Source organism: Sinobaca sp. TMA16-18, from assembly GCF_059510535.1.
Genome location: NZ_JCAKFM010000007.1, coordinates 41,076 through 67,152, shown reverse-complemented (window position 1 = coordinate 67,152; position 26,077 = coordinate 41,076). Strand labels below are relative to the sequence as shown.

The window sequence follows — 26,077 nt, the reverse complement described above, 5'->3', positions numbered from 1 at the left end:
CCTTTATACGAACGTATGTTTTATATGACACTTCCTCCATCAAAATATCACAAAAAAACAAAAAGAACCAGTTCAACTTTGAACTGGTTCCCGGAATTGTTTTAGCGTGTCATCTGGTATTCGACCTTTATGCACGAATTCATAATGACATTGGTATTTGTTTCCTTTAAAATATCCGTCACCTCTGGATGGGATACGCCGAGCTGGGCCCAGAAGGTGCCGGCGTTAATCTCGAGCGCGTCGCGGGCAACATGGGGAAGAAACTCACTGCGGCGGAATACGTTCACAATGTCTACCGGTCCGTCAATATCCTGCAGGCGCTTCACGGCTTTGACGCCAAGCACCTCATCGACAGTCGGGTTCACCGGGATAATCTCATATCCGGCCTGCTGCATCTGGCTGCTCACCTGATAGGATGTGCGCGAGGGGTTGTCAGACAGCCCCACCACTGCAATGCGTTTGCTCGTATCCAGTATCTGTTTTATTTTCTGCTGGTTCGGGTTCTTGTGTGCCATTGTATCTCTCCTTTAACATCAGGGTTAGAGTAAATCCACCGACTGCAGAAACTCTTCTGCTACGTCGTAAGGGTCTTCGTCTTCGTATTCCACTTTGTAGTTCATCTCCTGCATTTCCTCATCGGTAATCATCCCGCTGAGACGATTCAGGGGCTCTTCGAGTTCCGGATACTCTTCAAGCGTTTCCTGTTTCATGAGAGGTGCTCCCTGGTAAGGCGGGAACAGATTCTCGTCATCTTCCATCAGGGCCAGGTCGTACTCGATAATATCTGCCCCTGTCGAAAAGGCATCAATAAAATCAACCTGTTCGGTCGTTAATGCCCGGGTACGCAGACCTGAATCCATCGTCTCTACATTTTCAAAAGAAAAGCCGTAGATGTCCTGTAACCCTATATACCCGTCTTCGCGGTCGGCAAACTCAAACGTAAAGCCGGCGGTAAGCTGATCCCGGTATGGCTCCATGTCCGAGATCGTCTCAATGCCGAGCTCTTCAGCGGTTTCTGCCCGTACCGCAAGCGCATAGGTATTGTTAAAGGCCATTGGCTCCAGATAGGCCAGGTCGTATTCTTCCATCAGGCCTATTTTCGTACGTTCATACACTTCTTCTTCGGTCGTTCCCGGCTCCGGCGTTTCATCGAGCAGTGTCGTCAGTGCCGTGCCGGTGAATTCCAGGTAAATATCGACATCGTCGGACTGAAGCGCGTTAAACGCAATATCAGTGCTTCCCATCCCGGTGCGGATATCCACCAGTAAATCCGTTTCCTCCTCAATGAGGTGCTTGTACATATTCGCAATAATTTCCGGCTCAGCGGTAATCTTGCCGCCGATCGTAATCTGCGGCTGCTGGGCAAAGGAAAACAGCGGCGCCAGAGCGATCGCAATCGACAGCCCGAGCACAACAAAAATAGGGGCGAGCGTTTTCCCCTGGGAGCGCTTTTCCGTCATGCGCAGTATAAAGTCAAAAAACAGGGCCAAAAGAGCTGCGGGAAGAGCCCCCAGGAGGATATACGCATTGTTTGCTCTGTCGATCCCGGTCATAATAAAGTCGCCGAGGCCGCCGGCGCTGATCAGCGCTGCGAGCGTAGCCGTGCCGACAATTAAAACCATCGACGTGCGAATGCCCGCCATAATGATCGGCATCGCCATCGGAAGCTCGATTTTACGAAGCTTTCGAAACGAAGACATCCCCATGCCGACAGCTGCTTCCTGAATCGACGGATCGACTCCCTGTATGCCCGTGTATGTATTCCGCAGAATGGGAAGAAGCGCATAGGCGGTAAGAGCGACTACGGCCGGCAGGGTGCCAATTTGATTCAAAAGCAGGATCATAAACCCGAGCAGCGCCAGACTCGGAATCGTCTGCAGCACGGCAGCGACTCCAATAATCGGCTCCGCAAATTTCTGCTTCCGGGTAAGAATAATGCCAAGCGGGACGGCAATCAGAACGGCAAACAACAGCGCCACGACGGACATATGCACGTGCTGCCACATCACCTGCCAGAATTCGCCCTGGCGGGTGGAAAACAGCTCCCATAGTTCCTGTAAGGTCGCCATCAGGCCAGCTCCCCTTCCGGTTTCAGCTGGGCTTTTTTCATAAACTGGACAATATCCCGGTAGCTGAGGACCCCATCAATGCGGGTGCCGGTCAGCACGGGAAGCGCATCGAGCTCCGTGTTGTCAAAGGATTTCAAAGCATGTTTGAGCGTGTCGTCCGGATGCACGGCCGGATCATTGGATACGATGCCTTCGGCTGCCCGCCGTCCGACGTACGTGCGGTCGTCTCTAAAAATATAAAGGGGCGCCGGGTACAGGGGATACCCGCTGACTTCCTGATGCCGTGCGAGCAGGTGGCTGTCCGGATTCATCACTTCTTTTACCCGGGTGTCCCACGGGTCGCGGCGGTCGCCGATAAAGCTTTTCACAAAATCGTCGACCGGCTCATTTACAAGCTCTTCGCGGCTGCCCACCTGAACGATATGGCCGTCTTTCATCAGACAGATGCGGTCGCCAAGGGCGAGCGCTTCGTCAATATCGTGCGTCACAAACACAATCGTTTTCTGGATATCGGCCTGAAGCCGGCGGATATCTTTTTGCAGCTGTTCACGGCTGATCGGATCGAGCGCACTGAACGGTTCATCCATTAAAATAATGTCCGGGTTGCCGGCCAGGGCACGGATAACACCGATCCGCTGCTGCTGTCCGCCGGAGAGTTCGGAGGGCCGGCGGTTCCGATAAGTATCCGGATCGAGGCCGACCATGCGGAGGAGCTCATCCACCCGCTCATGGATTTCTGTTTTTTTCCACTTGCGCATTTCCGGTACGACTGCGATGTTTTCGGCAATCGTCATCGTCGGGAACAGGGCAATCTGCTGGAGCACATAGCCGATGTTCCAGCGCAGCTCCTGGCGGTTCCAGTCGGTGATATCTTTATCCTCGATGGTAATGCGGCCGGAAGTCGGTTCAATAAGGCGGTTGATCATTTTCAGCGTGGTCGTTTTTCCACAGCCGCTTGGGCCGATCAGAACAAAAAACTCGCCTTTGTTGATTGTCAGGTTAAATTGTTCTACGGCGGTGGACTGGTCTGCAAATTGCTTTGTAATGTCGTGAAAAGATATCATGTCGTCAAGCCCTTTCTTGGTATAATCGCCTGTTGCCTCGCATACAGGGGGAGGAAAGCTGACCTAATCATATTTCATCTTCCAATCCTTTACAAACAAAAAGGGACGACAAAAAACCGGAGGGGACGTGGTGTCTCCTCCGGTCTGTTGATTTATTGGTTAAATTACCGCACCGCCGTCTACATTCAGGACGGTGCCTGTAATAAAGGACGCTTCGTCTGAAGCGAGAAATGCGTAGGCGTTGGCAATGTCTTCGGGGGTGCCGAGCGTACCGAGCACCGCTTTTTCTTTCATCATTGCCAAGGCTTTTTCCGGCATTTTCTCTGTCATCGGGGACAGAATAAAGCCCGGTGCCACCGAGTTCACCCTGATTTTCCAGCGCCCGAGCTCTTTCGCCCACGTTTTCGTCATGCCATTGATGCCGAACTTGGAGGCTGCGTAGTTGGTCTGGCCGAAATTGCCATAGATACCTACGACTGAGGAGGCGTTTAAAATCACACCGGACTCCTGCTCTTTCATGAGCGCCGCCGCTTTCTGGGTCATGAGGAATACGCCTTTTAAATTAACGTTTATGACCTTGTCCCAGTCCTCTTCTTCCATTTTTAACAGCTGGGCGTCTGCTGTAATCCCGGCATTGTTGATTAAAATATCCACCTTCGAAAACGTTTGAACGCTTTTTTCGAGGACATGGTCAATATCGGTTTTGTTTGTAATGTCGGCTTTAAGCCCGAGTATGTGACTTTCGTACTCTGTTGATTCGTTAACAACGTGGTCGAGGTCTTCCTGATTCACATCCACGATCACGACGTTCGCGCCTTCTGTGAGAAACTTTTTGGCAGTAGCCGCGCCAATGCCGCGGCCGCCTCCTGTAATAACCGCTGTTTTTCCTTCTAATCGTTTCATGATTTATCCTGATCCTTTCTGTTCGGTGTATTACACAAGACCCATGCTTGCTAGAACGATGGCAACAACAGTAGCGAAAATTGGAATCGCTACGGCAACGACGAAGATGTCTTTATAGGAATCTTTATGCGTCATACCGGTTACGGCAAGGAGCGTCAGGACAGCACCGTTATGAGGAAGGGCATCGAGGCCGCCGGATGACAATGAGGCTACCCGGTGGAATGCTTCCGGACTGATGCCCGTCTCGAGTGCGAGCTGATAATACTGCTCGCCCAGCGCTTCAAGCGCGATACCCATACCGCCTGACGCAGAACCGGTTGCCCCTGCCAGGATGTTAACGGCAATCGCTTCGGAAATCAGCGGACTGCCGCGGACGCCGAGAAGCAGTTCTGTTAACCGGTCAAATCCGGGTACGTTCTGTACTACCGTACCAAACCCAACGGCGGCACTTGTATTAATAATAGCGAGTACAGAACCGGACGCCCCGGCGTTCATCGCCTTTACGTACCCTCTCCACTTGTCGATATTGAGCAGCAGGATAAGCACGATACCGGAAATCAAGGCAACGACGATATCCCAGCCGAGTATGTTTAATGTGACCAGTACAACGATAAGCGGCAGAATCGACAGCAGAAACAACGGAGTTTTTCCATCATCTTCCACAATTTTTTTGTCTTTTGGTTCGGTGAAAATCTCACCCTTCGCACTCATTTTCTTTTCTCTCCACCGCAGGTACAAGTAACCGCCGACGCCCATCACAGCAGCGGCCGCAAGACCCATCACAGGGGCAGCCGTGGCTGTCGTTTCAAAGGAGGCAATTGGGATCAGGTTCTGAATCTGCGGCGTTCCCGGCAGGGCCGTCATCGTAAACGTGAGGGCGCCAAGTGCAATGGTAGGCGGGATCAGCTTTCTTGTAATGTTTGCCTCTCTGAACAATGTAAGAGACAGCGGATACACGGCAAACACAACGACAAAGAGGCTGACTCCCCCGTAAGTAAGAATAGCAGCGGACACGACAACGCTTAAGATGGCCCGCTTTGTTCCGATAAAACGGCTCAGTGCCATTGCAACAGACCGGGCCATGCCCGTATCTTCCATTAACTTACCAAAAATAGCTCCGAGCAGAAAAACCGGGAACCACTGCTGGGCGAATCCGACAAACCCGCTCATGTACGTGTCTGTGTAAGCATCAAGCAGATTCAATCCTCCAAATATTGCTACAACCCCGGCAGCGATAGGCGCCACCCAGATAATGGACCAGCCCATGTAGGCGAGCACCATGAGAACGATAAGACCTAGTATTATTCCTAACATGTGTTATTCCTCCTTTTATTGAACGACGGGCTCATCCTGCGGCCCTGCTATTCCCATCACCGCTTCGGAAAACAAACGAACGTCCATCGTCCGAAGCGGCTCCGCCATCAGCGGAGTAAAATCCATATGGGCCAAAATATCTTTTTCCAAATCAATGCCGGGGGCAATTTCTGTTAACAAAAGCCCCTCGGGACGCAGTTCAAACACGGCCCGCTCGGTAATGTAAAACACGTCCTGCTTTACTTCCGTGGCGTAGTCGCCGCTGAAAGTCACATGCTCTACCTGTTTCACAAACTTAGGAAACCTGCCTTCCTGTTCAATCGTCAGCTTTCCATCCCCTACATGGGTCTTCAAGCCGCCTGCGGTGAATGTACCGCAGAAAACGACTTTTTTGGCGTTTTGGGAGATATTAATAAATCCGCCGGCCCCGGCTATTTTCGGGCCGAACTTACTGACATTGACATTCCCGGACTGATCGAGCTGAGCAAGCCCCAGAAACGCTACATCAAGGCCGCCGCCGTCATAAAAATCAAATTGATACGGCTGGTCGATAATCACGTCAGGGTTGGTGGATGCCCCAAAGCTTTTTCCTCCTGCCGGAATCCCGCCGATCGGACCGGATTCCAGTGTAAGGCGGAGATCCCGGCCGACACCTTCTTCATTGGCTACCATGGCGACTCCCTCCGGCATGCCAATCCCCAGGTTCGTAACCGCATGCGGCACAAGCTCCATCACCGAACGGCGTGCGATGACTTTCCGCTCCGTCAGCGGCAGACGGGCCAGGGAATGCACGGAAGTGCGGATTTCTCCGCTGTAGGCCGGATTATACTGCTCGCCGTTTGTCTGCATGTGATCTTCCGGAGGCGCTTCGACGATGGCATCGACATAAATGCCGGGGATTTTCGTCAGCCGCGGCTGCAGGGTCCGCGCCTCCACCACTTTTTCCACCTGCAGGATAACGATGCCGCCTGAATTTTTGGCCGCCTGGGCGATCGAGAGCACTTCGAGCGTCGCCGCTTCTTTTTCCATGGAGGCATTCCCATGTTCATCGGCGTACGTTGCCCGAATCAATGCCACATGAATAGGAAACGTTTTGTAAAATAAGTAGTCGGTTCCGTTAATAGGAAACAGTTCCACGTGGTCTTCTGTGCTTTTTGTATTCAGCTTACCGCCATCAAGCCTTGGATCCACAAATGTTTTCAGGCCGACGTGGGTCAGCAGGCCCGGCTTTTTCGCCGCAATATCCCGGAACAGGTGGGTAATCACCCCCTGGGGGAGGTTGTAAGCTTCTATTTTATTTTCAATCGCCAGTTTTGCAAGCTTCGGGGCCAGTCCCCAGTGGCCGCCGATCACCTTTTTGATCAGTTTTTCATGGCCTACGTTATTTAACCCCTTTTCTGCCCCATCCCCCTGCCCGGCTGCATAAACCAGCGTTAAATCAACCGGCTGCTGTTCTTGTTCAAATCGCCGGCCGAGTGCTTTCGTCAGCGCTTCCGGATGGCCGTTTCCAACAAATCCACCGGTGGCGACAGTCGCCCCGTTTGGTATCATTCCTACAGCCTGTTCTACACTCATTACTTTAGACATAAGAAAAATCCTCCCTCTTCCTTGTATACGCTTACATAATATATCTGCAAGTTGTGTGCCAACTTCTCTCGTATTCATAATAAAATACAAAAAAAAGACAATCCCGCAGGACTATCTTTTTTTAACTGCCTTGAAACCGCGTACATTCGGTCTGTGCTCTTTTTTTAAAGGAAAAAACAGCCGTATTTATTTTTATTGGGGGAAGGGAAAGAAACGGCTGTCTGTTTTTTTAAAAGTCGTAATGTGTAGGAAACACAAGAAAAGTGTTCGAATTTATATACACTTTGAAAGCGTTACGACTAGATATGTTCGGTAATCCGCACATATAGCTATTTCTCTACAATAGATGTGCGGGATTCTGAACACTCAGCGTCTTCGAGCCGTTTCCATTTTTCATAAAACGCGGTCCGGCTGATGCCGAGCAGTTTGGCGGCATAGCTTTTGTTGCCGCCGGCGTAACGCAGCGCCCCGGCCAGCGCCTCTTTTTCTGCGCGCTGCACCGTTTCCTGAAGAGAGCGGATAGGAGCGGCCGCCCTGCCCTGCAGCAATTTATCCGGCAGATGCACCGCTTTGATCGGTTCGTTTGCTGCTGCCATGTTTACGGCCCGTTCAAGAACGTTTTCAAGCTCCCGGACGTTTCCGGGCCAATCGTAGTTGAGAAAGTACCGGCCCGCCTCTTCCGAAAGCCCCTGGACGGGTTTGCCCATCTGTTCGGTAATCCGCTTGAGCGCCGCTTCCACTAAAACCGGAATGTCGGACTTCCGCTCCCGCAGCGGCGGGATCGTTATCGGCATCACGTTCAAGCGGTAGTATAGATCGAGCCGGAACTCTTTTCGCTCCACCATCGTTTCCAGGTCGCGGTTTGTTGCTGCAATGACACGGATATCGACAGGCGTCGATCGGATATCCCCGACCTTTTCCACTTCCTTTTCCTGCAGCACCCGCAGAAATTTCACCTGCATATGAAGCGGAAGCTCCCCGATCTCGTCCAGAAAGATTGTGCCGTGCTGGGCGGCTTCAAATTTCCCCTTCTTGCCGCCTTTGCGTGCTCCTGTAAAAGAGCCGTCCACGTAGCCGAACAGCTCCGACTCCAGCAGATCGGGAGGAATCGCCGCACAGTTTACTTTGACAAAAGGTCCGGCGGCGCGTGTGCTGGCCCCGTGCACCGCATGGGCAAACAATTCTTTGCCGGTGCCGCTTTCCCCGAGAAGCAGTACATTGGAATCCCCCTGCGCGGCCTGATGCGCCATCTGCTTTGTTTTGCTCATCGCTTCATGGGTGCCTATAATGTCATCCAGCTGATAGCGCGACGTATTTTGTTCCTGCCATTCCCCTTTGTAATGTTTCCAGTCTTTCTCCATCTGCTGGATGCGCGTCTGCAGTCCTTTAACACCGGTTATGTTTTTAAAAAGGACCTTGCCAAGCGCTCCGGTGATTTCCCCGTTCTTAATAATGGGCACCCGGGTAGCAACCATGTAGCCGGTTTTTAACTTTTGAAAGTCGGCAATCTCCGGCTTGCCCGTTTTGGCCACAATATGCATTCTTGTGTTTTCAATTACTTCCGTACAGTGGCGCCCGATCATCTCTTTTGGGTTTACGCCCAGAAATTCTCCGTATTCTTTGCTCAGCATCGTTATAAAGCCATCTTTATCGACCGTTATAATGCCGTCGTATAAATACTCGTAGATCATTTCCAAAAGCTCCGCGCGCTCTTCTCCGCCGGTATTGGCTGAGCCCGGTCTTAGTGCATAGTAAAAGATAAGCCCGTCTTCTTCGGCGGACTGCTGTTTTTCGATCGTATACGTGTCATCCACCGCTGACACATACAGGGACAGCTTAGTGGACGAAGACGCCTGAACACTCTCCCACTCTTCTTTTGTGAACAGAGGCGGCTCGCCGTCATTTGTAAACAGCACCGTTCCTTTTGTGTCAGTAATCCATACCTGCATTGGCGCCATTGCTAGCATGGTCTGCAGCCGTTTGTTTTCTTTTACCAGCGGAGCCAGAGGGACCAGACCCGCAAAGGTGGATCGTTCGTAATAGGCAACCCGCCCCCCGCCTTCGTAGGACGGGGCATAAAGGCCGGATGCGGCGGGTTCCACCCAGCGGCGGATCGGCTCCTCCGGAGAAATGCCGTTAATCACGGTCTCAAACAGTATATTTTGGTGAAGCAGGCCGATAAACTGCTGCTGTTCGTTAAGCACGGGAAGCTCAGGTGCCCCGTACTCTTTTAATATTAACGCCGCTTCTTTTATTGTCGTTGTACCCTGCAGCGTACAGGCGAATGTCTGCAGATCAATCGGTCGATTCATTAGTCTCCCCCCTGTAGATACGAATCAAAAAACCTGTCTGGTATCTTTACAGTATACCAAACAGGTTGGGGAAATCGTTATCTTTCGACAATAATCGCGGTGCCCTGGCCGCCGCCGATACATAGGGTTGCCAGGCCTCTTTTTACGTCACGTCGCTTCATCTCGTACAGCAGTGACGTCAGTACCCGGGCTCCGGACGCTCCTATCGGATGTCCGAGCGCGATGGCTCCTCCGTTCACATTAATCTTTTCTGGATCGATCTGCAGGTCCTGGGCAACTGCCAGTGACTGGGAAGCGAATGCTTCGTTGGCTTCCACCAGATCAATGTCGTCCATCGTCAGGCCGGCGCGCTCAAGCGCCTGGCGGGAAGCAGGAACCGGACCGTATCCCATAATAGCAGGGTCAAGCGCTGCGTTGCCGTAGGAGACAATTGTTGCTAATGGGGTGAGGCCAAGTGCTTCTGCTTTGTCCTTCGACATGACGACAAGAGCGGCCGCACCGTCATTTAAGCCCGAAGCATTTCCTGCAGTCACGGTACCGTCTTTTTTAAACGCCGGACGCAGTCGTTCGAGTTTTTCCATCGTCATGTCTTTTTTAGGATGTTCATCCACTGACACGGTAATCGGATCTTTCTTTCGCTGCGGCACATCCACCGGAACAATTTCTTCATCAAAATAGCCGTTCTCAATCGCGGCGGCGGCCCGCTGCTGGCTGCGCAGAGCAAATTCATCCTGCTCTTTTCTGCTGAACGACCAGCGCTCCGCAATATTTTCAGCGGTAATACCCATGTGAATCGGTTCAAACGAGTCCATCAGTCCGTCCTGAAGCATCGTATCCACGAGCTCCGTGCTGCCCATCCGTGTGCCCCATCGGGCCAATGGCATGACATAAGGGGCGTTGCTCATCGATTCGGCGCCGCCGGCAAGAACCACGTCAGTGTCGCCTGCTTTGATAAACTGGGCAGCCATGCTCACACTTCTTAGACCCGATCCGCACACTTTATTAATCGTCATTGCCGGTACCGTATGCGGAAGACCGGCATGTACGGCAATCTGGCGGGCCACGTTCTGGCCGAGCCCGGCTGACAGCACATTCCCTAATACGGTTTCTTCAATATCGTCCGGAGATAAACCGGCCCGTTTGACTGCTTCTTTTACAGCGACTTTTCCCAGGTCTACAGCAGATACATGTTGAAATGCCCCTCCAAAACTACCAATCGGTGTTCTGGCTACGCTTACAATAACGGCTTCTTTCATTCTTATCGACTCCTTTTAGAATATAGAAAAAGAGAAGCTGTCTTCTCTTCTCTTTTCCTTTGTAGTATGCAATTTATATGCCAACTCAGCTAAACTGATAGAGGTCTTTGTACTTGTCCGATAAATAGCGCAGTAAATAATCGGGATTAATTTCTTCGCCGGTGGCGTCTTTGATTAGTTCAATCGGCGTTTTGCTGCGCCCATATTGATGAATGTTTGCCGTCATCCACTCGCGGATCGGCTCCAGGTCCCCCTGCTCCACCAGTTCATCAAATGCCGGCAGGTCCTTGTCCATTGCGGCTTTTAACTGGGCGGCATAAATATAGCCGAGCGCATAGGACGGAAAGTAGCCGAAAGCGCCAAACGCCCAGTGTACATCCTGAAGGACGCCTTTGTCGTTCGACGGTGGCGTGACGCCCAGATACTCCTGCATTTTTTCATTCCATACGCGGGGAAGGTCTTTTACTTTCAGGCTGCCTTCGATCAGCTGCTTTTCCATTTCATAACGGAGAATGATATGCAGGCAGTATGTGAGCTCGTCCGCTTCAATCCGGATCAGGGAAGGCTTTGCTTCATTGATTGCCCGGTAAAATTCCTGCAGGGACACTCCTGTAAATTGGTCCGGTGCATAAGACTGCAGCAGCTCGTAGTTTTTCTCCCAGAATTTCGGGTGCCGGCCGACAAAATTCTCCCAGAACAGCGACTGGGATTCATGAATGCCCATCGAGGCGCCATCGCTTAAAATCGTTCCGGTCAGTTCGTCGGCAATATTCTGCTCGTACAGCGCATGCCCGCCCTCATGGATTGTACCGAAGACCGCTGTACGAAAGTCCGCTTCATCATACTTCGTTGTGACCCGGACATCGTTTGGATTTAACCCGATTGCAAAAGGATGCACCGTCTCATCCAGGCGGCCCGCTTCAAAGTCATACGTCATCTGCTTTAATACATCCAGGCTGAAAGCCCGCTGCTTGTCTTTCGGAAACGTGGAAAACAGAAAATCCGTCTTTGGCTTTTGGTCGGAGGAGGTGACCCCTTCGACGAGTGGAATTAACCCTTCCCGCACTTTCGCGAAAATTGCATCCAGTTTATCGACTGTCATGCCCGGCTCATAGTCTTCAAGCAGCGCATTATACGGGTGGGAGTCATAGCCCCAGTGGTCGGCGAACCGGCGGCTGAAATCTACAATTTTCTCCAGGTACGGTTCAAACATCGCAAAGTCATCGGCCTCTTTCGCCTCTTCCCATACGCTTTCCGACTTGGCAGTCAGAATGCTGTATTCTTGAAACTCTGCTTCGGGTATTTTTGTCATGCGGTCGTATTCTTTTTTCAATTCCGCAGCGGCTTTTTTGGATGTATCCGATACATCGGTCCCCTGGTGGCCGAGCACCGCATGTAAATATTTTGCTGTTTCATCAGACGTTTTAATTTTAAACAGCTCGGTAGCCATCATCCCTGCCACATCCGCCCGTTCATCGATTCCTTTTTTCGGTGCCCCCGTGCGGGAGTCCCAGTTTAACAGACCAATTGCCTGTTCATAGGCGCTGATCTTCTTTAAATGGCTCCGGAATGCCTGTTCCAGGTCTTGATTAAGTGTCGTCATCGTTACGTCCTCCATTATAGATATTTCGTTACTGGAAATACTTTCTCTTTAAGTATAAACAATCCTGCAGGAATTTTGAAAGAATTTTCTATTCATGATATAAAGAAGAAGGAAAGGCGGGATACTATGAATTTATCCATCAGCGAAGCCGCGGCTCTGCATTATCAAAAGGAAATGGGCATGCAGGCAGGCGACCACCTGAGATTGTTTGTCCGTGTCGGCGGCGTCGGCTCCGGCGGATTTTCCATCGGTGTGAGCAGGGAAAATCCGGAAAATACTGCCTATATCCTTGAGAAAAGCGGCATTCAGTTTTTTGTAAACCCTCAGGATCAATGGTATATCGACGGCATGGATATTACCTATGACGAAACGATCGATTACCTGAACTTTTCAAATCCCCGCATGGAAGATACCGCCCATCCGGAATAAATAAGAAAGCCGGCCATGGCGGCCGGCTTTTTTTATCCTTCAATGGAGGAAAAAGAATGGGTAATATCGCGCGCCGTGTTTTCGACAACCACAGTCGTCCCTTTCAATGTCCAATCATGAATCGTTAATTCTTCGATGCCTTCCGGGCGGTCCGGACGGCTCAGGCGCTGGCGGTCGAGGCGGATTCTGCCTGTTTCCCCGGCCAGTGCAGCCGCGTCTTCCTCCCGCAGCTGGATGACCTCGTTTTGTTCATCAGATACGTTCGCTTCATGGACGTTTCCAACGCTGTGCCACTGTCCGTCTTTTTCAATCGATAGGTTCCAAAGCTTCGGCTGTTCCATCTTCTGCCCCTCCTTTGCTGTCTAGTAACAGATATTCCCTATCGCTGCCGGCGCGAAACAAAACGTCCTTTTTTTCCGGGAACGGAGAAAAAGGACGTTTGGGTATTAACTGCGGCGCGGCGGACGCTCTCCCCAGTACTGGTAATAATCGGTGCGGATGTTGCCATTGTAAAGCTTGCGCTTTTTAGTGGCTTTCGCGCCGTACGTATTTTCAAACTTTTCATCAGACGTAATAATATAAACCGACCATGTGGAGAGCGGCTTCCAGATCTTGCCGAGGTTCCGGTACAGCTCTTTAACTTCTTCTTTTTCCCCGACGCGTTCGCCGTAAGGGGGGTTTGTAATAATCGAGCCGTACTCTTTGTTTGTCGTAAAGTCGACCGCCTGCATCTGCTTGTAGGTAATCGCGTCCTGCAGTCCGGCTTCTTCGGTGTTTTCTATAGCAAGCTCCACCATCCGGTGGTCAATGTCACTGCCGGTAATATCAAGCGGCAGATCGTAGTTCGCTTTATCGTCCGCTTCCTCGCGGGCCTGGTCCCACCATTCTTTTTTTAGAATGCCCCAGTCTTCCGAGTCAAAAAAGCGGTTGATACCAGGGGCAATATTCCGGCCGATGAGGGCGGCTTCAATCGGAATCGTGCCGGATCCGCAGAAAGGGTCAACGAGCGGGTAATCCGGGTTCCAGTGGCTGAGCTTAATCATCGCAGCGGCAAGCGTTTCTTTTAACGGAGCGGCGCTGTGCAGCGACCGGTATCCGCGCTTATGAAGGCCGACGCCTGTAGTATCGAGCGTAAGCGAGACTTCGTCTTTTAAGATAGCCACTTCCACTTTGAATAAAAAGCCGTCTTCAAAAAACCACTCTTTTTTATACGTCTGCTTCAACCGCTCCACGATCGCCTTTTTTACAATCGCCTGGCAGTCGGGGACGCTGTACAACGTTGATTTAACCGAGCGTCCGGTCACAGGAAAAGCCGCATTTTCCGGAAGAATGTCTTCCCAGGGCAGGGCTTTCGTTTTTTCGAACAAATCATCAAACGTGCGCGCCTGAAACGAGCCGAGCTGCAGTTTAATCCGGTCGGAGGTACGCAGCCACATGTTCAGGCGGGGAACGGCCGAAAGCGGAGCCTCGATAATGACCTTGCCGTTTTCAATTTGGGTATTCGTGTAGCCGAGATCCTTTACTTCTTTAGCCACGATTGCTTCAAGCCCCATCGTGGATGTTGCAATAATCGTTACGTTCTGTTCCATATTATCTCTCCTGTAGCCTGCACGGCTGCTTTTTCAAACCAGATGTTCTGTATAGTATCTATTATATACATAGAAAAAACCCCTGAAAACAGGGGTTTTTATATGCTGAAAGCATTCATGTAAGCCATGTTCTGTTCCTTCGTGCTAAAACGGCTCTTAACCTCGCACTCCGGCGGCAATCATCTATCTGCAGACGAATCTGCCCTTTCTTTCCGTTTGGTTCCTTCCGAAAGGCGCCCCTACCTTATTTTGGGTTTCTCGCTCGAGGGGTTTACCCCGTTCCACTTTTTCCGTTTCCGGAAAAACTACGTCACTGTGGCACATTAAGGATACCGTAACCATATCTTGCGACGTAGGTTACTTCTCCGCCGTCATCCCTTAAAAAGAGATGCCCTGACTTATGCATTCGTCAGGCACGAACACTACAGCCATCCCAGGCTGTGCGAGCATGGACTTTCCTCTGCACTCATCGAAGAGTACAGCGATTGCCTAGAATGCTTTCAGCATGATCTAAGACCATGTGCAATTATATCCGTTCTTGTGCATTTACGCAACTATGCATCGTGCTTTCTTTTCTCTTTCTGCACGGCCTGTTTGGATAGCTGGTCTGCTGCTTTATTTTTCGAGGACGGAATCCACTTAATAAAATACAAAGGGTGCTCTTCCAAAATGAGCAGGCTTTCCTGCAGGTGGAAAGCAAACACCGGATTTTTTACGTAGCGTTTAGCCACGGCATCATCCACTACCTTCGAATCGGTGCAGATGACCGCAGACTCCCAGCCGTGCTCTACACAATAAAGAAGAGCCAGCCGCAGCGCCATAAATTCCGCTTCGTGGTTGGTCCGCACGCCAAGCGGCACAGCCCGGCTCTCCGCACCGCCGCCGTCCGGCTTAATATGAATGCCGGCACCCGAATACCCCGGGCTGCCGGCACTTGCTCCATCAATATAAATAGTATTCATCCGTTCCGATTAACGGGAATTTTCGTCGTAGAGCTTTTTGCCGAATACTTCTTTTTCCAGGTTGGACAGGCGGCGGAGAATATCGTAATTGGTGCTGCCGGCAGCCGTGCTTTCATTGTCGTCGGTGTGATCGCGTCTGGATTCTCTTGATGATGTAATCGGCGCGGTGGAAGCACTGGAGCCGTTGCTGGACTGTTCCAGGTCACGGATGCGGTTTTCAAACGTTTCATAATCCTGAATCACAAGATCCAGAAACTGATCCACTTCGTCTTTATTGTATCCTTTTACACTGCTTTTAAAGTCTTTGTCTAAAATCTCTTTTGCGCTTAGTCTGGTATTTTCCATTCAAGCTCACCTCATGTCGTAATATTCTGTATCAAAATGATTGTATCATATCATACCTATGCCTATACCCCTGATCTTAATTTTTCATGCGCCGGTTTAGAGCCACTGCTCTTCTTCCACCACATCCTGAATGTCCTGCGGGGTAACCCAGATGATTTCATAGCCGTCGTGTTCCTGCCTCGTTTCGGCGGGTCCCAGGTAAAATTTCGGCGTTCCCGTCATGTCCTCATCATACAGCAGCAGCAGCCCTTCCGTGTGGCCGATAATAAAATCATTTTTAGCACGGAGCTGGCTTGGGTTTGTATATTTAGCATTTGAAATGGGCTTCACAAAGTCCGCCTGTTTCAACAGTTCCGCGTAAGCAAGCTGGGCCGGTTCCGGCCAGATTTTCTCCTGTTCCAGAAAAGGCGGCAGCACAGCAAGCTTCAAGTCCTCCCATTCTTCTTTCATCTGGACCACTACTTCGCCCGCCCACAGCTCGACCCCGGGCTGGCCGGAAATAATAACCCATTCCAGGCCGTTGTCGAGCAGCGCGAGAATGCGGCGCTCCAGTGCTTTTTTTATAAATTTGATTTCTTTGGCATCTGGTTTAAAAATGCCGAGTTCGTGCGGTTTGTATCCCGTTACGGCAACGGTTTTCATGTTATGGCCCTCCTTGGCTGAGCTTGTGTTCCAGCCGGCCGGCCCGTTTGGCCAGATCTGATTTCTGTTTATCGGACAGCTGGTCCGCCGGCAGCGCGGCAGCCTGCTGCACGAGCTCGAGCGCCTGCCGGCGGTTTTTCACCTGATGCTCGTAGTATTTGGCAAGCTCCACCGCCGCTGCGGGGGCGAGGCGCTGCTGAGCGCTCCAGACGAGCAGCCATTTTTCTTCGGCCTCTTCCAGCCGCTTTTCTTTTCTGAGCAGATCGGCATGCGCCAGCAGGCATTTTTCCTGCCACTCTTCACCCATCAGCTCCTCTGCCCCGCTTTTGCGGTAGCACCAGAGCGCTTTTTTCGTTTCACCCTGCTGTTCGAACCAGCGTCCGATTTCGTACGACTCCCGGCCCGAGGGTGCTTCTTCGAGCACGCGCTGCGACAGTTCAATATAGAGCGTAATAAGTGACAGCACGTCCCATTCGTTGTGCTGAAGGATGCCTTCTATAAACCCGGGGTTCGGGTCGTTTAGAAAGTCAAAATAAAGCATCGGAGCCATGTACCCCGGCGTATCGTCCACCCGTTCAAATTGAAGCACGTCGTGTTCCACAATCGAGAGCCTGCATGACTCCAGCGAGTATTTAAACAACCGCCTGGAGGCATGAAGCAGGTCAAAATGACCGAACTGCGGCAGGTTTGGCACTTCCCGGCGCAAAAGCGTATGGCGTGTGCGGAGCTGCGGCCAGTCAAATGATTTTCCGTTATAGGTGACCAGGTGCTTCATGGAAGGCACGTCGGTGAGAAAATGATGGTAAAACGCGACTTCCGCTTCCGGTCCCGGCAGAAAATACTGCGTTACGGTCACGTGATTCTCTTTAAAGCGGGCGTCGCCCAAAAGAAAAATCATGTTGCCGGTGCCGCCGCTCAGTCCGGTTGTTTCGGTATCAAAAAAAAGCAGGTCTTCCGGGCGCCGTCCTTCCGGATGAAGCGGGTGCACTTCTTCGGTCGCGGCCCATCGTGCAAAAACGGAAAAGATATCCTCGAGGCGGTGTTTGCCGTGCTGGTAGTCAAGCGGATAAACAATTTCCCGTTTCATAATATGGCGGTCTTCAAAATACAGCGGAAACCCCTGGACTGCTTCCCACTCTTTTTGGTAAGGAACTCCGGCAACCGGCCGGTCCGGCTGAGGATTTTCCGCTTTTTTCTGCTTGTCCGGCAGCGACAGGTGATTTTTCATGCGCTGCAGCTTATGTTTCATCGGCCGGCACCTCCTGCTTTTCGGCTTTTTCCAGCTCCGCTATAAAGCGCAGCGTCAGCCATTTGGTCTCTTCCATGCCGGTATCGAGTCCGACACAGGAAGGGCAGCCTGATGTGCACGGGCACCCCTGGATGAGCTGGCGGCACTCTTTAATGAGGCGGGGAAGCTGTTTGTACAAGCTGGAAGCAAGCCCCGTCCCGCCCGGATACCGGTCGTAAATAAAAATCGTTGGCTTTTCTGAGTGGGTGGCTTTCATCTGTGGCACGACGTGAAGATCGCTCTGGTCACACATCACATGGACCGGCGCAACGTGGCGGATAATCTGGGCCAGTCCCGTCAGTGCCTGCTCGAGAGGGTCTTTTCCAAACTGTTCCAGTACGTGATTCGGAAAGCTCAGCCAGCAGGCGTTTGTATGCAGCTCTTCTTCCGGAAGGTAAATCGGACCTGAACCGATGTTTTCAAAGCTGCCGAGCTTAATTTTTTTGAAGATCGTGGCTTTGGCGTGGACCATCACATCGCCGTAGGCCGCTTCATAAAAATCAAAAACAGCTGATTCGTCTTCTTCGAGTACTTTCAGTTCCACTGCAAGGTTGGCGTCCGTGTAATAGTCCACGCGCACTTCTTCGACAAACGCCTTCTTCTCCTCCCAGTCGAGCTTCTCGACCTGGTACTGAATGCCCTGATGGAGGTAGACTGCCTCGTCATGCAGCAGCGTCATTGCGCTGAAACGGTCCATTTCCCCGATCACTTTGGACTGGGAAGGAATCGTCTGGTCGATGATAACGACATTTTCCTGGGACGCCGAACGGAGGCTGATGCCGTGGGCCGGAAACGAATCGCTCATCCAGTACCATTTGTTCACGCGGTGGTGCAGCACCTGTTCTTCCGCCAGGTATTCCAGCACATCGGTAATATCGAGGCCGTCAAATGTGTCCCCTTCTTTAAATGGAAGCTCAAAGGCGGCACATTTTAAATGATCGACTAAAATAATTAAATTTTCCGGATGAATCCGTGCGGTTTCCGGATTCTGTTCAAATAAGTATTCCGGATGCTGCATCATGTATTGATCGAGCGGCGCGGAGCTTGCGACAAGCAGTATCAACGATTCTTCCTGCCTGCGTCCCGCCCGTCCCGCCTGCTGCCAGGCGCTGGCAATACTGCCGGGATAGCCTGTCATAATGCACACCTGGAGCTGGCCGATATCGATGCCAAGCTCCAGCGCGTTTGTACTGACAACGCCCATCACGTCCCCGGTACGGAGGCCCCGCTCAATCGCCCGGCGTTCATTGGGGAGGTAGCCGCCGCGGTACCCCTGAATGCTTTTCATGCCCAGCTCTTTACGGACGAGTGTCTGCAGCTGACTGAGAATAACCTCTACCCGCGTCCGGCTCCTTGCAAAAATAATCGTCTGGATGTTTTCCTTTAAAAAACGGGACGCCCAGCGGTTTACTTCAGACGTCGCCCCTTTGCGGATATTCATCGATTCATTGACAATCGGCGGATTGTAAAATACAAAATGTTTTCTGCCGGTCGGTGCGCCGTTGTTATTGATCAGCGCCGTTTCTTTGCCCGTGAGGGTTTCGGCCAATTCCTTCGGGTTGGCGATCGTCGCGGACGTGCTGATAAACACGGGGTCACTGCCATAGTAGGCAGCAATCCGTTTCAGGCGGCGCAGGACATTGGCCACATGGCTGCCAAACACCCCCCGGTACGTATGAAGCTCGTCGACAACGATATATTTAAGGTTTTCAAACAATGCCACCCATTTCGTATGATGAGGCAGAATGGCCGAATGCAGCATATCGGGATTGGTCATTACGACGTGGCCGGCTTTGCGGATCGCCTGCCGAATCGTCGGAGACGTGTCCCCATCGTACGTAAAGCTTTTGATCGGCTCCCCCAGCTCATCAATAAAGGCATTGATTTCATGCATCTGATCCTGGGCCAGCGCTTTGGTGGGAAACAAATACAGCGCGCGGCTTTCTTTGTCATCTAAAATAGACTGCAGCACGGGAAGGTTATAGCAGAGCGTTTTTCCGGAAGCCGTTGGGGTCACGGCCACAAAGCTCTGCTTCTGGGCGTAGGCTTTTTCAAAGGCGGAAGCCTGATGCGTGTATAGAGATTCGACCCCCCTCCTGGTCAGCGTTTCCCGGATACGGGTATCAAGGCTCACCGGAAAAGCGGCTGTCTTAGCCGCCGTTTCTTCCACCGTATGCCAATGTTCTATTTGATCGCTTCCTTCTTCTTTAATAAGAGAAATCAGCTCGGATAATGTTTGTTTTTTCATATCTCGTTCACCTCTGTATTCCTATTGTAGCGAATATACGTTTGTTTTTCCATTCTGCGCAGCCGGTCGGTTTTGAACTGTCATAATACAGCACAAAAAAAGCCGGAGTTCCTGGGAACTCCGGCTTTTTGTATTTATTTATTTGATTAGCGGCGGCCGTGGTACTCGTTAATCATTTGAAGCACGGACTGTTCCTCATTCGTTGGGATAAAACGGTTTTCGCCTTCTTTTTTCGTTTCGTTTTTCATGTGGAAAGCCTCCTTGTTTTTGTTATATTATAGTACTGAGTATATATTGTTGTTATAATACAGTCAAGTGTTTTCACTTATTTATTTTAAAAAATGCAATTTTTTCTTAAAATACCGGTGTGAATAGAAAAAACCTTCCTTTATACAAAAGGAAGGTTTTTTGATGCTGCTGTTTCTGCCTCAGCAGAAGGTATCTTTTGGTTTGGGGACTGACAATCCGAACAACGGCCGGAGAAACAGCGCTAAAAACGTGCCGGCCAGCGCCATCACGCCCCAGATATAACCGTGGGCGCTGAAAGACGCTATCCCGCCGAAATACGCGCCGATGTTGCAGCCAAAAGCGAGGCGGGCGCCATATCCCATCAGCAGGCCGCCGATAACAGAGGCGGCAGCGTTGCCGGCTTTTATTTTCGTGAAGGAAAACAGGCCGCCGGCCGCGGAAGCAAGAAACGCTCCCAGAATAACGCCAAAGTTCAAAATGGTTGTGGAATCGGCGAAAATAGAACCGTGAAGAGCCGTCAGGTCACCGGCCCAGTAACTCCAGCTCTCTACATCAAATCCCATTGCATACGCGGCTTTCGATCCCCAGAGGGTGAAAGCAGACGTTACGCCCCATGGCTGATCCCGTGTCGCGAGCGTTACTGCATTAAGCACGGCTAAAATAATCGCCGCGGCGAACAGCGGCCACGAGCCGCGGAAGATCCGGCGCCATCCTTTTTCGGACGGCACTGCTGCCATTTTCGGCGGGCGGCGCTTTTTCTCAATAATGAGGGTAACCGCGGCGATAACAGCAAATATCCCTAATGAGACGAGCCAGGCTCCACTGTAACCGAGTCCCGTGGACGTAGCCAGCGAGAATGGTTCCGCCGCAGGCATGTCTTCCATCCAGAAATCAAAATGAGCGGCACCGATCGTCGAACCGATGATAAAAAACAGCAGCGTGATGAACATCACGGAACGTCCGCCCCCGACCGCATAAAGCGTGCCGGATGCACATCCCCCTCCAAGCTGCATGCCGATACCGAAGATAAAAGCGCCAACGATAAGGCTGACACCGACCGGTGATACGTACCCGGCTGGTGTTCCTCCAAAAAAGGAAAAGCTTGTTGCCAGAATCGGTGCAAACAGCGTAACCGCTACCGCGAGCATCAGCATGTGGGCCCGAAGTGACTGGCCGTTTCCAACACTCGCCAGCCTCCGAAAAGCCGAAGTGAACCCAAATCTGGCATGAAACAGCGTATAGCCGAGCAGCAGCCCGATGACGAGCAGCAGCGGCTGTACGATATCCTGTGTCAGAAGCAGAAACACCAAAAGGACGGCCGAAACAAGCAGGCCTCCTATAATCAAGCCGTTTTGCGGCTTATTTAATGTAGAAGATTTCTTTTCAGCCGATTTTTGTTCCGATACCGGCTGTACAATAGTAGACATTCACTTCACCCCTTAATCCTATCTTATAAGTCAGAATTACTTGTATATCTTAGGGCGAATGACGAACAATGTCAAGAATCAGGATTTCATTCAGGAGATTTATTTTTAACTCATTAACAATACGAATGGTTGTAGGGGATAAAAAGGATTCATAAGCCCCCTCCTTTGTATTCCTCTCATTTAATCAGGCGATTTTTTGTTAAGAATCCAGGCGAACAGAAAATAGATTACAGCAATAGTACACCCAATCAAGACGAACGTTTGATTTGAATTTAGAGAATTGCCTTGAAAAAAATGAAAAAGCACATTTATGTAGGATAATGCTCCAAGAATAACAAGTATTATCATGATCGCGTTTAAAACAGGATTTTTAAACAACAAAGTAAACCCTCCAATTAATAGGCACTGATAAAAAGCCTCTCACCATTAAAAGTGGAGTGAATCAATGGGCAGCTTTTACTTAAGGTTTTGCTGACATACTGCATTTCTTACAATAAGAAAACCTCTTTTGTTATTGAGGTTCTGGAGTTAAATTGTAATGCAGTGGAACAAGACTATCAAAGAAATGCCTGTTACATGACTAGAAAGGCTGCTGTTTGTTTTAAACGATTGTTTTGAGTAAACGTTCATAAACAGAGGCATCTGTCTTGCTGAATAATACAAAGCGAATATGCTTCACATGCAGAAGAGAGGGAATCATCTCCAGTACAGCATGCAAAGCTGCAGGGGCTGCTTCCTCCAAAGGGTACCCGAACGCTCCTGTTGATAAGGACGGGAAAGCCACACTTGTAATCGTATTCTCTTCCGCCCTTTTTAAAGCCTCTGTGTAACAGCCGGTCAACATTTCCTCTTCGGGCTTATCTTTTCCATAGACAGGTCCCAGGCAGTGAATAACATAGTGGTTGGGAAGATTGAAGGCGTCTGTAATCACCGCTTCTCCGGGCCTGATAGGGGCGTATTTTTTCCCGGCTGCGGCCAGCTTAGGCCCCGCTGCCCTGTGAAGAGCTCCGGCTACTCCACCACCCATTTGAAGTTCGGCATTAGCTGCATTGACGACGGCTTCCATATCTGTCTGAGACGCAATATCTGCTTGGACGACTTCGAGAAGAACCCCGTTCCTCTGCTTTTGCATGCGATCCCTGCTTTCTTTCGTGTTTTTATAAAACATTTCCCGTTCTAGTGATTTTTAATCAGCGTACAGCCCCTTTTTTACAAAAGAAGACTGATCCCTTTTTTTATTTTTCTGTTATAAAACAAAAAAAAACCTGCCCGGTGATGGACAAGTTATGGATATATAAAGTATCAGCGGCGGCCATGGTAATCGTTAATCATCTGCATAATGGACTGTTCCTCCTGATTCGGTGTGTACCTGCTTTCGTTGTCTTTTCCCATTTCTTTTCTCATAAGAGAAACCTCCTCGTTTTGTTTGTTATAGGTTAATTAGAAGTATAGGTTATTGTTATAATACAGTCAAGCGTTTTTGAAAATAAATTTTAAGTATTCTGAAAAATAACCAAAAAAAAGAAACCCATCTGGGCTTCTTAGTTGTTATGCGTATTCAAATGGAAACTGGGATTGGTATAAGCGTGTGTAGAGTCCATTTTCCGCCATTAAGTCGGCATGGGAACCCCGCTCGACAATGCCCTTTTTGGTCATAACAAAAATAGCGTCCGCCTGCTTAATAGTCGCCAGTCGGTGTGCAATAATAATAGTCGTTCGTCCCTCGGAAAGCTCTTCGAGGGCGGTTTGAATCAGTGCCTCTGTTTCGGTATCCAATGCAGAAGTGGCTTCATCTAGGATAAGGATAGCCGGATTTTTCAAAAACATGCGTGCAATTGACAGACGCTGTTTCTGCCCGCCGGATAGTTTTACCCCGCGCTCGCCTATTTTTGTATCCAGGCCGTCCGGGAGAGCCGCGACTACGTCTCTGAGCTGCGCTTTTTCCACGGCTTCCAGGATTTCTGTTTCCGATGCGTGCAGCTTTCCGTATGCAATATTGTCGCGGATGGTGCCGTCAAACAAAAATACATCCTGCTGAACAATACCGATGTGGCTGCGCAGCGACACCATATTTATATCTTTAATATCGATGCCGTCTATTGTAATACGTCCCCCGGTTAGTTCATAAAAGCGGGGCAGCAGGTTGCTTATCGTTGTTTTCCCCGAACCGGATGGACCGATAAACGCTGCCGTGGTTCCGGCAGGAATAGACGCATTAATGTTACGAAGCACCGGCGTTTGGCTGTCATAGGAAAATGAGACATTTTCATAGCGGATGTCGCCGTTTACCTGGACCGGCGTTTGCCCTTCGGAAGCTTCGGCATTTGTTTCGGTCGCATCCATTAAATCCAGGTAGCGTCTGAAACCGGCGATTCCTTTCGGGTACATTTCCATGACGGCATTTAGCTGCTGGATCGGTTTAATCATCACGTTGGTCAGGAGGACAAAAGCAACAAATTCTCCATTCGTAATCCGGTTGTTCATAATCGACCAGGTACCGGCCATCAACACAAACAACAGCAGGAACTTCATCATAATCTGGCTTGATGTGACGTGAAGGGCCATGATTTTGTAAGACTCCAGCTTGGAAGCACGAAAACGCCCGTTGTCTTCCGCAAAACGATCGATTTCAAATTTTTCATTGGCAAAGGCTTTGACGACGCGGATACCGGTAATGTTGTTTTCCACTCTTGCGTTGAAATTTCCAATGTTTTTAAACATAGACGACATGGCGTATGCCATCTGTTTGCCCAACACGTAGGTTAATGCAATAAACACCGGTACGAGAATAAACGTCATGACCGCCAGCCGCCAGTCGATCGTAAGCATAATCGTAAACGCGCCGATAAGCGTCATAAACGCAACAATAAATTCTTCCGGTCCGTGGTGGGCAACCTCGCCGATATCCATCAAATCGTTGGTCAGGCGTGAAATCAGGTGCCCTGTTTTTGTTTCATCGTAGTAGGACAGAGGCTGCTGCTGCAGACGCTCAAACAGCTCGCGTCTCATATCTGTTTCAATATTAATGCCCAGCATGTGGCCCCAGTAGGCAATCACATAATGAAAGCCGCCGTTCAGCACGTACATGACGAATAATGCGGCGCTTCCCCAGATAATCCAGTTCCAGTTTTCGTTTGGAAGCAGGTCATCAATAATACGGTTGACGGCAAGCGGAAAAGCAAGTTCCAATAAAGCCGCCAGCACGCCGCAGACGAGGGTAAAGAAAAATAATTTTTTGTAAGGCTTATAGTATTGGGCAAAGCGACGAATCATTTAATAAACCTCCTGTTTATTCCATTGGGGCACCGGTCATTTTCTCTACAGTCAGGTAATCCTCGTATGTATCCAGATAATAAGACGTGGTTCCGACCGAAATTTATGATAATGATAATCGTTTTCAATTAATTATATATAGTATGCATGAAAACAACAAGTTCTTTTTCATCAAACCGGGAGATCGACATATGGCTGCGCAAAAAAGCTGCCCGCCGAAGCGGACAGCTTATGGTAACCTTATTGAAATGATTTGACGCCGAGGTAATAATTCTGCCAGTAGCTGTCATTCACATTGACTGTTTCCACGTCGGAGCTTCCAGAATGAATCATTTGACCATCGCCGATGTAGACGCTGCTGTGAGAAGCGCCTGCTGTGGCATACGTGCCTTCAAAGAAAATCACATCGCCGACAGACGGGCTGCTTTTAAACGTGCCGTCATTTTCCCACATCTGAGCGTGGGTACGCGATATATCGATGCCGTTTTGATTAAATACGTAGTTGTCTGCGCCGGTTCCGCTGTTTCAGCCGCAGCCTCGTTTTGTACTGCTGTGGCATTGGTTGTACCCGGATCTGCAAAAGCAGAAGCTTTTTCACTTACTGTCGGGCTGAATGCCAAAGCAGTAAGGATGGCAGATGATACTAAGTATTTACTTGATTTACGTTGAAAAACTGTCATGATGTATCTTCCTTATGATCGATGGCCATTTGTGAAGCCATAGCAATCATAACTGAGAATGACAGTGGGTATATTTCATTTTATTTACAATATCGGAACAATATGAAAATTCACCATAATTCATTAAATTAATTCGTAGTAATTGAACTATTTTAATTGATTATTCGTAATATTGTTATTTTATGTATATAACATAAATTAAAAACCCCCTGGTTTAGGGGTTTCCTGCCAATATGCCATGCAGCAGCATATCTACAAAATAATCGGCTGCTTCCCGGTCGCTCAGTTCACCGGCCGGATCAAACCACTGGTAACTCCAGTTGGTAATGCCGAGGAGTGCCAAAGCGGTCAGCGCAGGATGAAGCTCCTGCCGGAATTCATTGTTTTTGATCCCTTCTGCAATCACCTGCTCGATCTGCTGGCGGAATTGATTTCGTTTACCGGCGATCAGCGAATACCCGGTTTCCTGCAGGTGCCTCATTTCCCGGTAAAATATGCGGGCGCTCGCCCCGTCCTCTTTAATTTTTGTGAGCAGCAGAATGACAGTGGCTGTTAGTTTCTCACGGGCGGACTGGGGTGTTTTTTCATACAGCGCCTGCTGTTCGGCCAGAAGGTTTTCAATATAGTCCAGATGAATTTCCATTAACAGCGATTCTTTGCTCGTAAAATAATAATAAAAGGTTCCTTTCGTCACGTGTAACGATTCGACGATATCGGAAATCGACGTATCGGAAAATCCTTTTTTCTGAAACAAAGCAATGGCCTGCTGTTTGATTTTTTTTCTCATGAGTTGTCCCCGCATTCGTAAAGGTATGTGTATAAGATACCACGAAGAAT

23 protein-coding genes and 1 other RNA gene are annotated in these 26,077 nt (G+C 50.0%); 2 read left to right on the top strand and 22 right to left on the bottom strand.

Annotated features, from left to right (window positions below; genetic code table 11):
• Positions 1–101: 101 nt before the first annotated feature.
• The 9 genes from AC5W14_RS13010 to AC5W14_RS12970 all read right to left on the bottom strand — a co-directional run bounded on the left by AC5W14_RS13010 (position 102) and on the right by AC5W14_RS12970 (position 12,108).
• A complete protein-coding gene (locus tag AC5W14_RS13010) occupies positions 102–515 on the bottom strand; it encodes a CoA-binding protein (RefSeq protein WP_496194680.1) in 414 nt (137 codons plus the stop codon).
• A gap of 24 nt (positions 516–539) precedes the next feature.
• A complete protein-coding gene (locus tag AC5W14_RS13005; protein WP_496194679.1) occupies positions 540–2,069 on the bottom strand; it encodes an ABC transporter permease/substrate-binding protein in 1,530 nt (509 codons plus the stop codon).
• Positions 2,069–3,133, bottom strand: a complete 1,065-nt coding sequence (locus tag AC5W14_RS13000) for an ABC transporter ATP-binding protein (protein ID WP_496194678.1) — start codon at positions 3,131–3,133, stop codon at positions 2,069–2,071. Before AC5W14_RS13000 ends, AC5W14_RS13005 begins: the two co-directional genes overlap by 1 nt.
• A 159-nt stretch (positions 3,134–3,292) precedes the next feature.
• Positions 3,293–4,036, bottom strand: coding sequence for a 3-oxoacyl-[acyl-carrier-protein] reductase (gene fabG / locus AC5W14_RS12995; RefSeq protein WP_496058280.1), 744 nt, complete (start codon positions 4,034–4,036; stop codon positions 3,293–3,295).
• Between the two features lie 30 nt (positions 4,037–4,066).
• Positions 4,067–5,350 carry a GntP family permease gene (locus AC5W14_RS12990; RefSeq protein WP_496058279.1) on the bottom strand — a complete coding sequence of 428 codons (1,284 nt, stop codon included), beginning with the start codon at positions 5,348–5,350 and terminating at the stop codon, positions 4,067–4,069.
• Between the two features lie 15 nt (positions 5,351–5,365).
• Positions 5,366–6,937 carry an acyl CoA:acetate/3-ketoacid CoA transferase gene (locus AC5W14_RS12985; RefSeq protein WP_496194677.1) on the bottom strand — a complete coding sequence of 524 codons (1,572 nt, stop codon included), beginning with the start codon at positions 6,935–6,937 and terminating at the stop codon, positions 5,366–5,368.
• A gap of 329 nt (positions 6,938–7,266) precedes the next feature.
• Positions 7,267–9,249 carry a sigma 54-interacting transcriptional regulator gene (locus AC5W14_RS12980; protein WP_496194676.1) on the bottom strand — a complete coding sequence of 661 codons (1,983 nt, stop codon included), beginning with the start codon at positions 9,247–9,249 and terminating at the stop codon, positions 7,267–7,269.
• A 77-nt stretch (positions 9,250–9,326) separates the two neighbouring features.
• Positions 9,327–10,505 carry an acetyl-CoA C-acetyltransferase gene (locus AC5W14_RS12975; RefSeq protein WP_496194675.1) on the bottom strand — a complete coding sequence of 393 codons (1,179 nt, stop codon included), beginning with the start codon at positions 10,503–10,505 and terminating at the stop codon, positions 9,327–9,329.
• Positions 10,506–10,590: 85 nt separating this feature from the next.
• The gene (locus AC5W14_RS12970; protein ID WP_496194674.1) at positions 10,591–12,108 is read right to left on the bottom strand and encodes a carboxypeptidase M32; all 1,518 of its coding nucleotides are present in this window, start codon (positions 12,106–12,108) and stop codon (positions 10,591–10,593) included.
• A 126-nt stretch (positions 12,109–12,234) separates the two neighbouring features.
• Here AC5W14_RS12970 and AC5W14_RS12965 point away from each other — a divergent pair, with 126 nt between their 5' ends.
• The gene (locus tag AC5W14_RS12965) at positions 12,235–12,537 is read left to right on the top strand and encodes an iron-sulfur cluster biosynthesis family protein (protein WP_496058274.1); all 303 of its coding nucleotides are present in this window, start codon (positions 12,235–12,237) and stop codon (positions 12,535–12,537) included.
• 32 nt (positions 12,538–12,569) lie between these two features.
• Here the strand turns inward: AC5W14_RS12965 and AC5W14_RS12960 are convergent, their stop codons facing one another.
• The 12 genes from AC5W14_RS12960 to AC5W14_RS12905 all read right to left on the bottom strand — a co-directional run bounded on the left by AC5W14_RS12960 (position 12,570) and on the right by AC5W14_RS12905 (position 25,013).
• The gene (locus AC5W14_RS12960; RefSeq protein ID WP_496194673.1) at positions 12,570–12,878 is read right to left on the bottom strand and encodes a hypothetical protein; all 309 of its coding nucleotides are present in this window, start codon (positions 12,876–12,878) and stop codon (positions 12,570–12,572) included.
• Between the two features lie 105 nt (positions 12,879–12,983).
• Positions 12,984–14,126: a THUMP domain-containing class I SAM-dependent RNA methyltransferase gene (locus AC5W14_RS12955; RefSeq protein ID WP_496058272.1), complete on the bottom strand. Its 1,143-nt coding sequence runs from the start codon at positions 14,124–14,126 to the stop codon at positions 12,984–12,986.
• Between the two features lie 115 nt (positions 14,127–14,241).
• Positions 14,242–14,623, bottom strand: an RNA gene (gene rnpB, locus AC5W14_RS12950) — RNase P RNA component class B.
• A 57-nt stretch (positions 14,624–14,680) separates the two neighbouring features.
• A complete protein-coding gene (locus AC5W14_RS12945; RefSeq protein WP_496194672.1) occupies positions 14,681–15,088 on the bottom strand; it encodes an RNase H family protein in 408 nt (135 codons plus the stop codon).
• 9 nt (positions 15,089–15,097) lie between these two features.
• Positions 15,098–15,433: a cell division regulator GpsB gene (gene gpsB, locus AC5W14_RS12940; protein WP_496058270.1), complete on the bottom strand. Its 336-nt coding sequence runs from the start codon at positions 15,431–15,433 to the stop codon at positions 15,098–15,100.
• A gap of 96 nt (positions 15,434–15,529) precedes the next feature.
• The gene (locus AC5W14_RS12935; protein WP_496058269.1) at positions 15,530–16,075 is read right to left on the bottom strand and encodes an SLOG family protein; all 546 of its coding nucleotides are present in this window, start codon (positions 16,073–16,075) and stop codon (positions 15,530–15,532) included.
• 1 nt (position 16,076) lies between these two features.
• Positions 16,077–17,324, bottom strand: a complete 1,248-nt coding sequence (locus AC5W14_RS12930) for a ribonuclease H-like domain-containing protein (RefSeq protein WP_496194671.1) — start codon at positions 17,322–17,324, stop codon at positions 16,077–16,079.
• Complete coding sequence (locus AC5W14_RS12925) at positions 17,314–19,611, bottom strand: DEAD/DEAH box helicase (RefSeq protein WP_496194670.1); 2,298 nt, start codon at positions 19,609–19,611, stop codon at positions 17,314–17,316. Before AC5W14_RS12925 ends, AC5W14_RS12930 begins: the two co-directional genes overlap by 11 nt.
• Positions 19,612–20,039: 428 nt before the next feature.
• Positions 20,040–21,287, bottom strand: coding sequence for a YeeE/YedE family protein (locus AC5W14_RS12920; protein WP_496058266.1), 1,248 nt, complete (start codon positions 21,285–21,287; stop codon positions 20,040–20,042).
• Between the two features lie 601 nt (positions 21,288–21,888).
• The gene (locus tag AC5W14_RS12915) at positions 21,889–22,419 is read right to left on the bottom strand and encodes a macro domain-containing protein (protein ID WP_496194669.1); all 531 of its coding nucleotides are present in this window, start codon (positions 22,417–22,419) and stop codon (positions 21,889–21,891) included.
• Positions 22,420–22,835: 416 nt separating this feature from the next.
• A complete protein-coding gene (locus AC5W14_RS12910) occupies positions 22,836–24,560 on the bottom strand; it encodes an ABC transporter ATP-binding protein (protein WP_496194668.1) in 1,725 nt (574 codons plus the stop codon).
• Between the two features lie 240 nt (positions 24,561–24,800).
• Positions 24,801–25,013, bottom strand: a complete 213-nt coding sequence (locus AC5W14_RS12905) for an NlpC/P60 family protein (RefSeq protein WP_496194667.1) — start codon at positions 25,011–25,013, stop codon at positions 24,801–24,803.
• A 33-nt stretch (positions 25,014–25,046) separates the two neighbouring features.
• Here AC5W14_RS12905 and AC5W14_RS12900 point away from each other — a divergent pair, with 33 nt between their 5' ends.
• The gene (locus tag AC5W14_RS12900; RefSeq protein WP_496194666.1) at positions 25,047–25,229 is read left to right on the top strand and encodes a hypothetical protein; all 183 of its coding nucleotides are present in this window, start codon (positions 25,047–25,049) and stop codon (positions 25,227–25,229) included.
• A gap of 225 nt (positions 25,230–25,454) precedes the next feature.
• On the opposite strand, the gene AC5W14_RS12895 is transcribed toward AC5W14_RS12900, so the two are convergent.
• Positions 25,455–26,027, bottom strand: a complete 573-nt coding sequence (locus tag AC5W14_RS12895; protein ID WP_496194665.1) for a TetR/AcrR family transcriptional regulator — start codon at positions 26,025–26,027, stop codon at positions 25,455–25,457.
• Between the last annotated feature and the right edge of the window lie 50 nt (positions 26,028–26,077).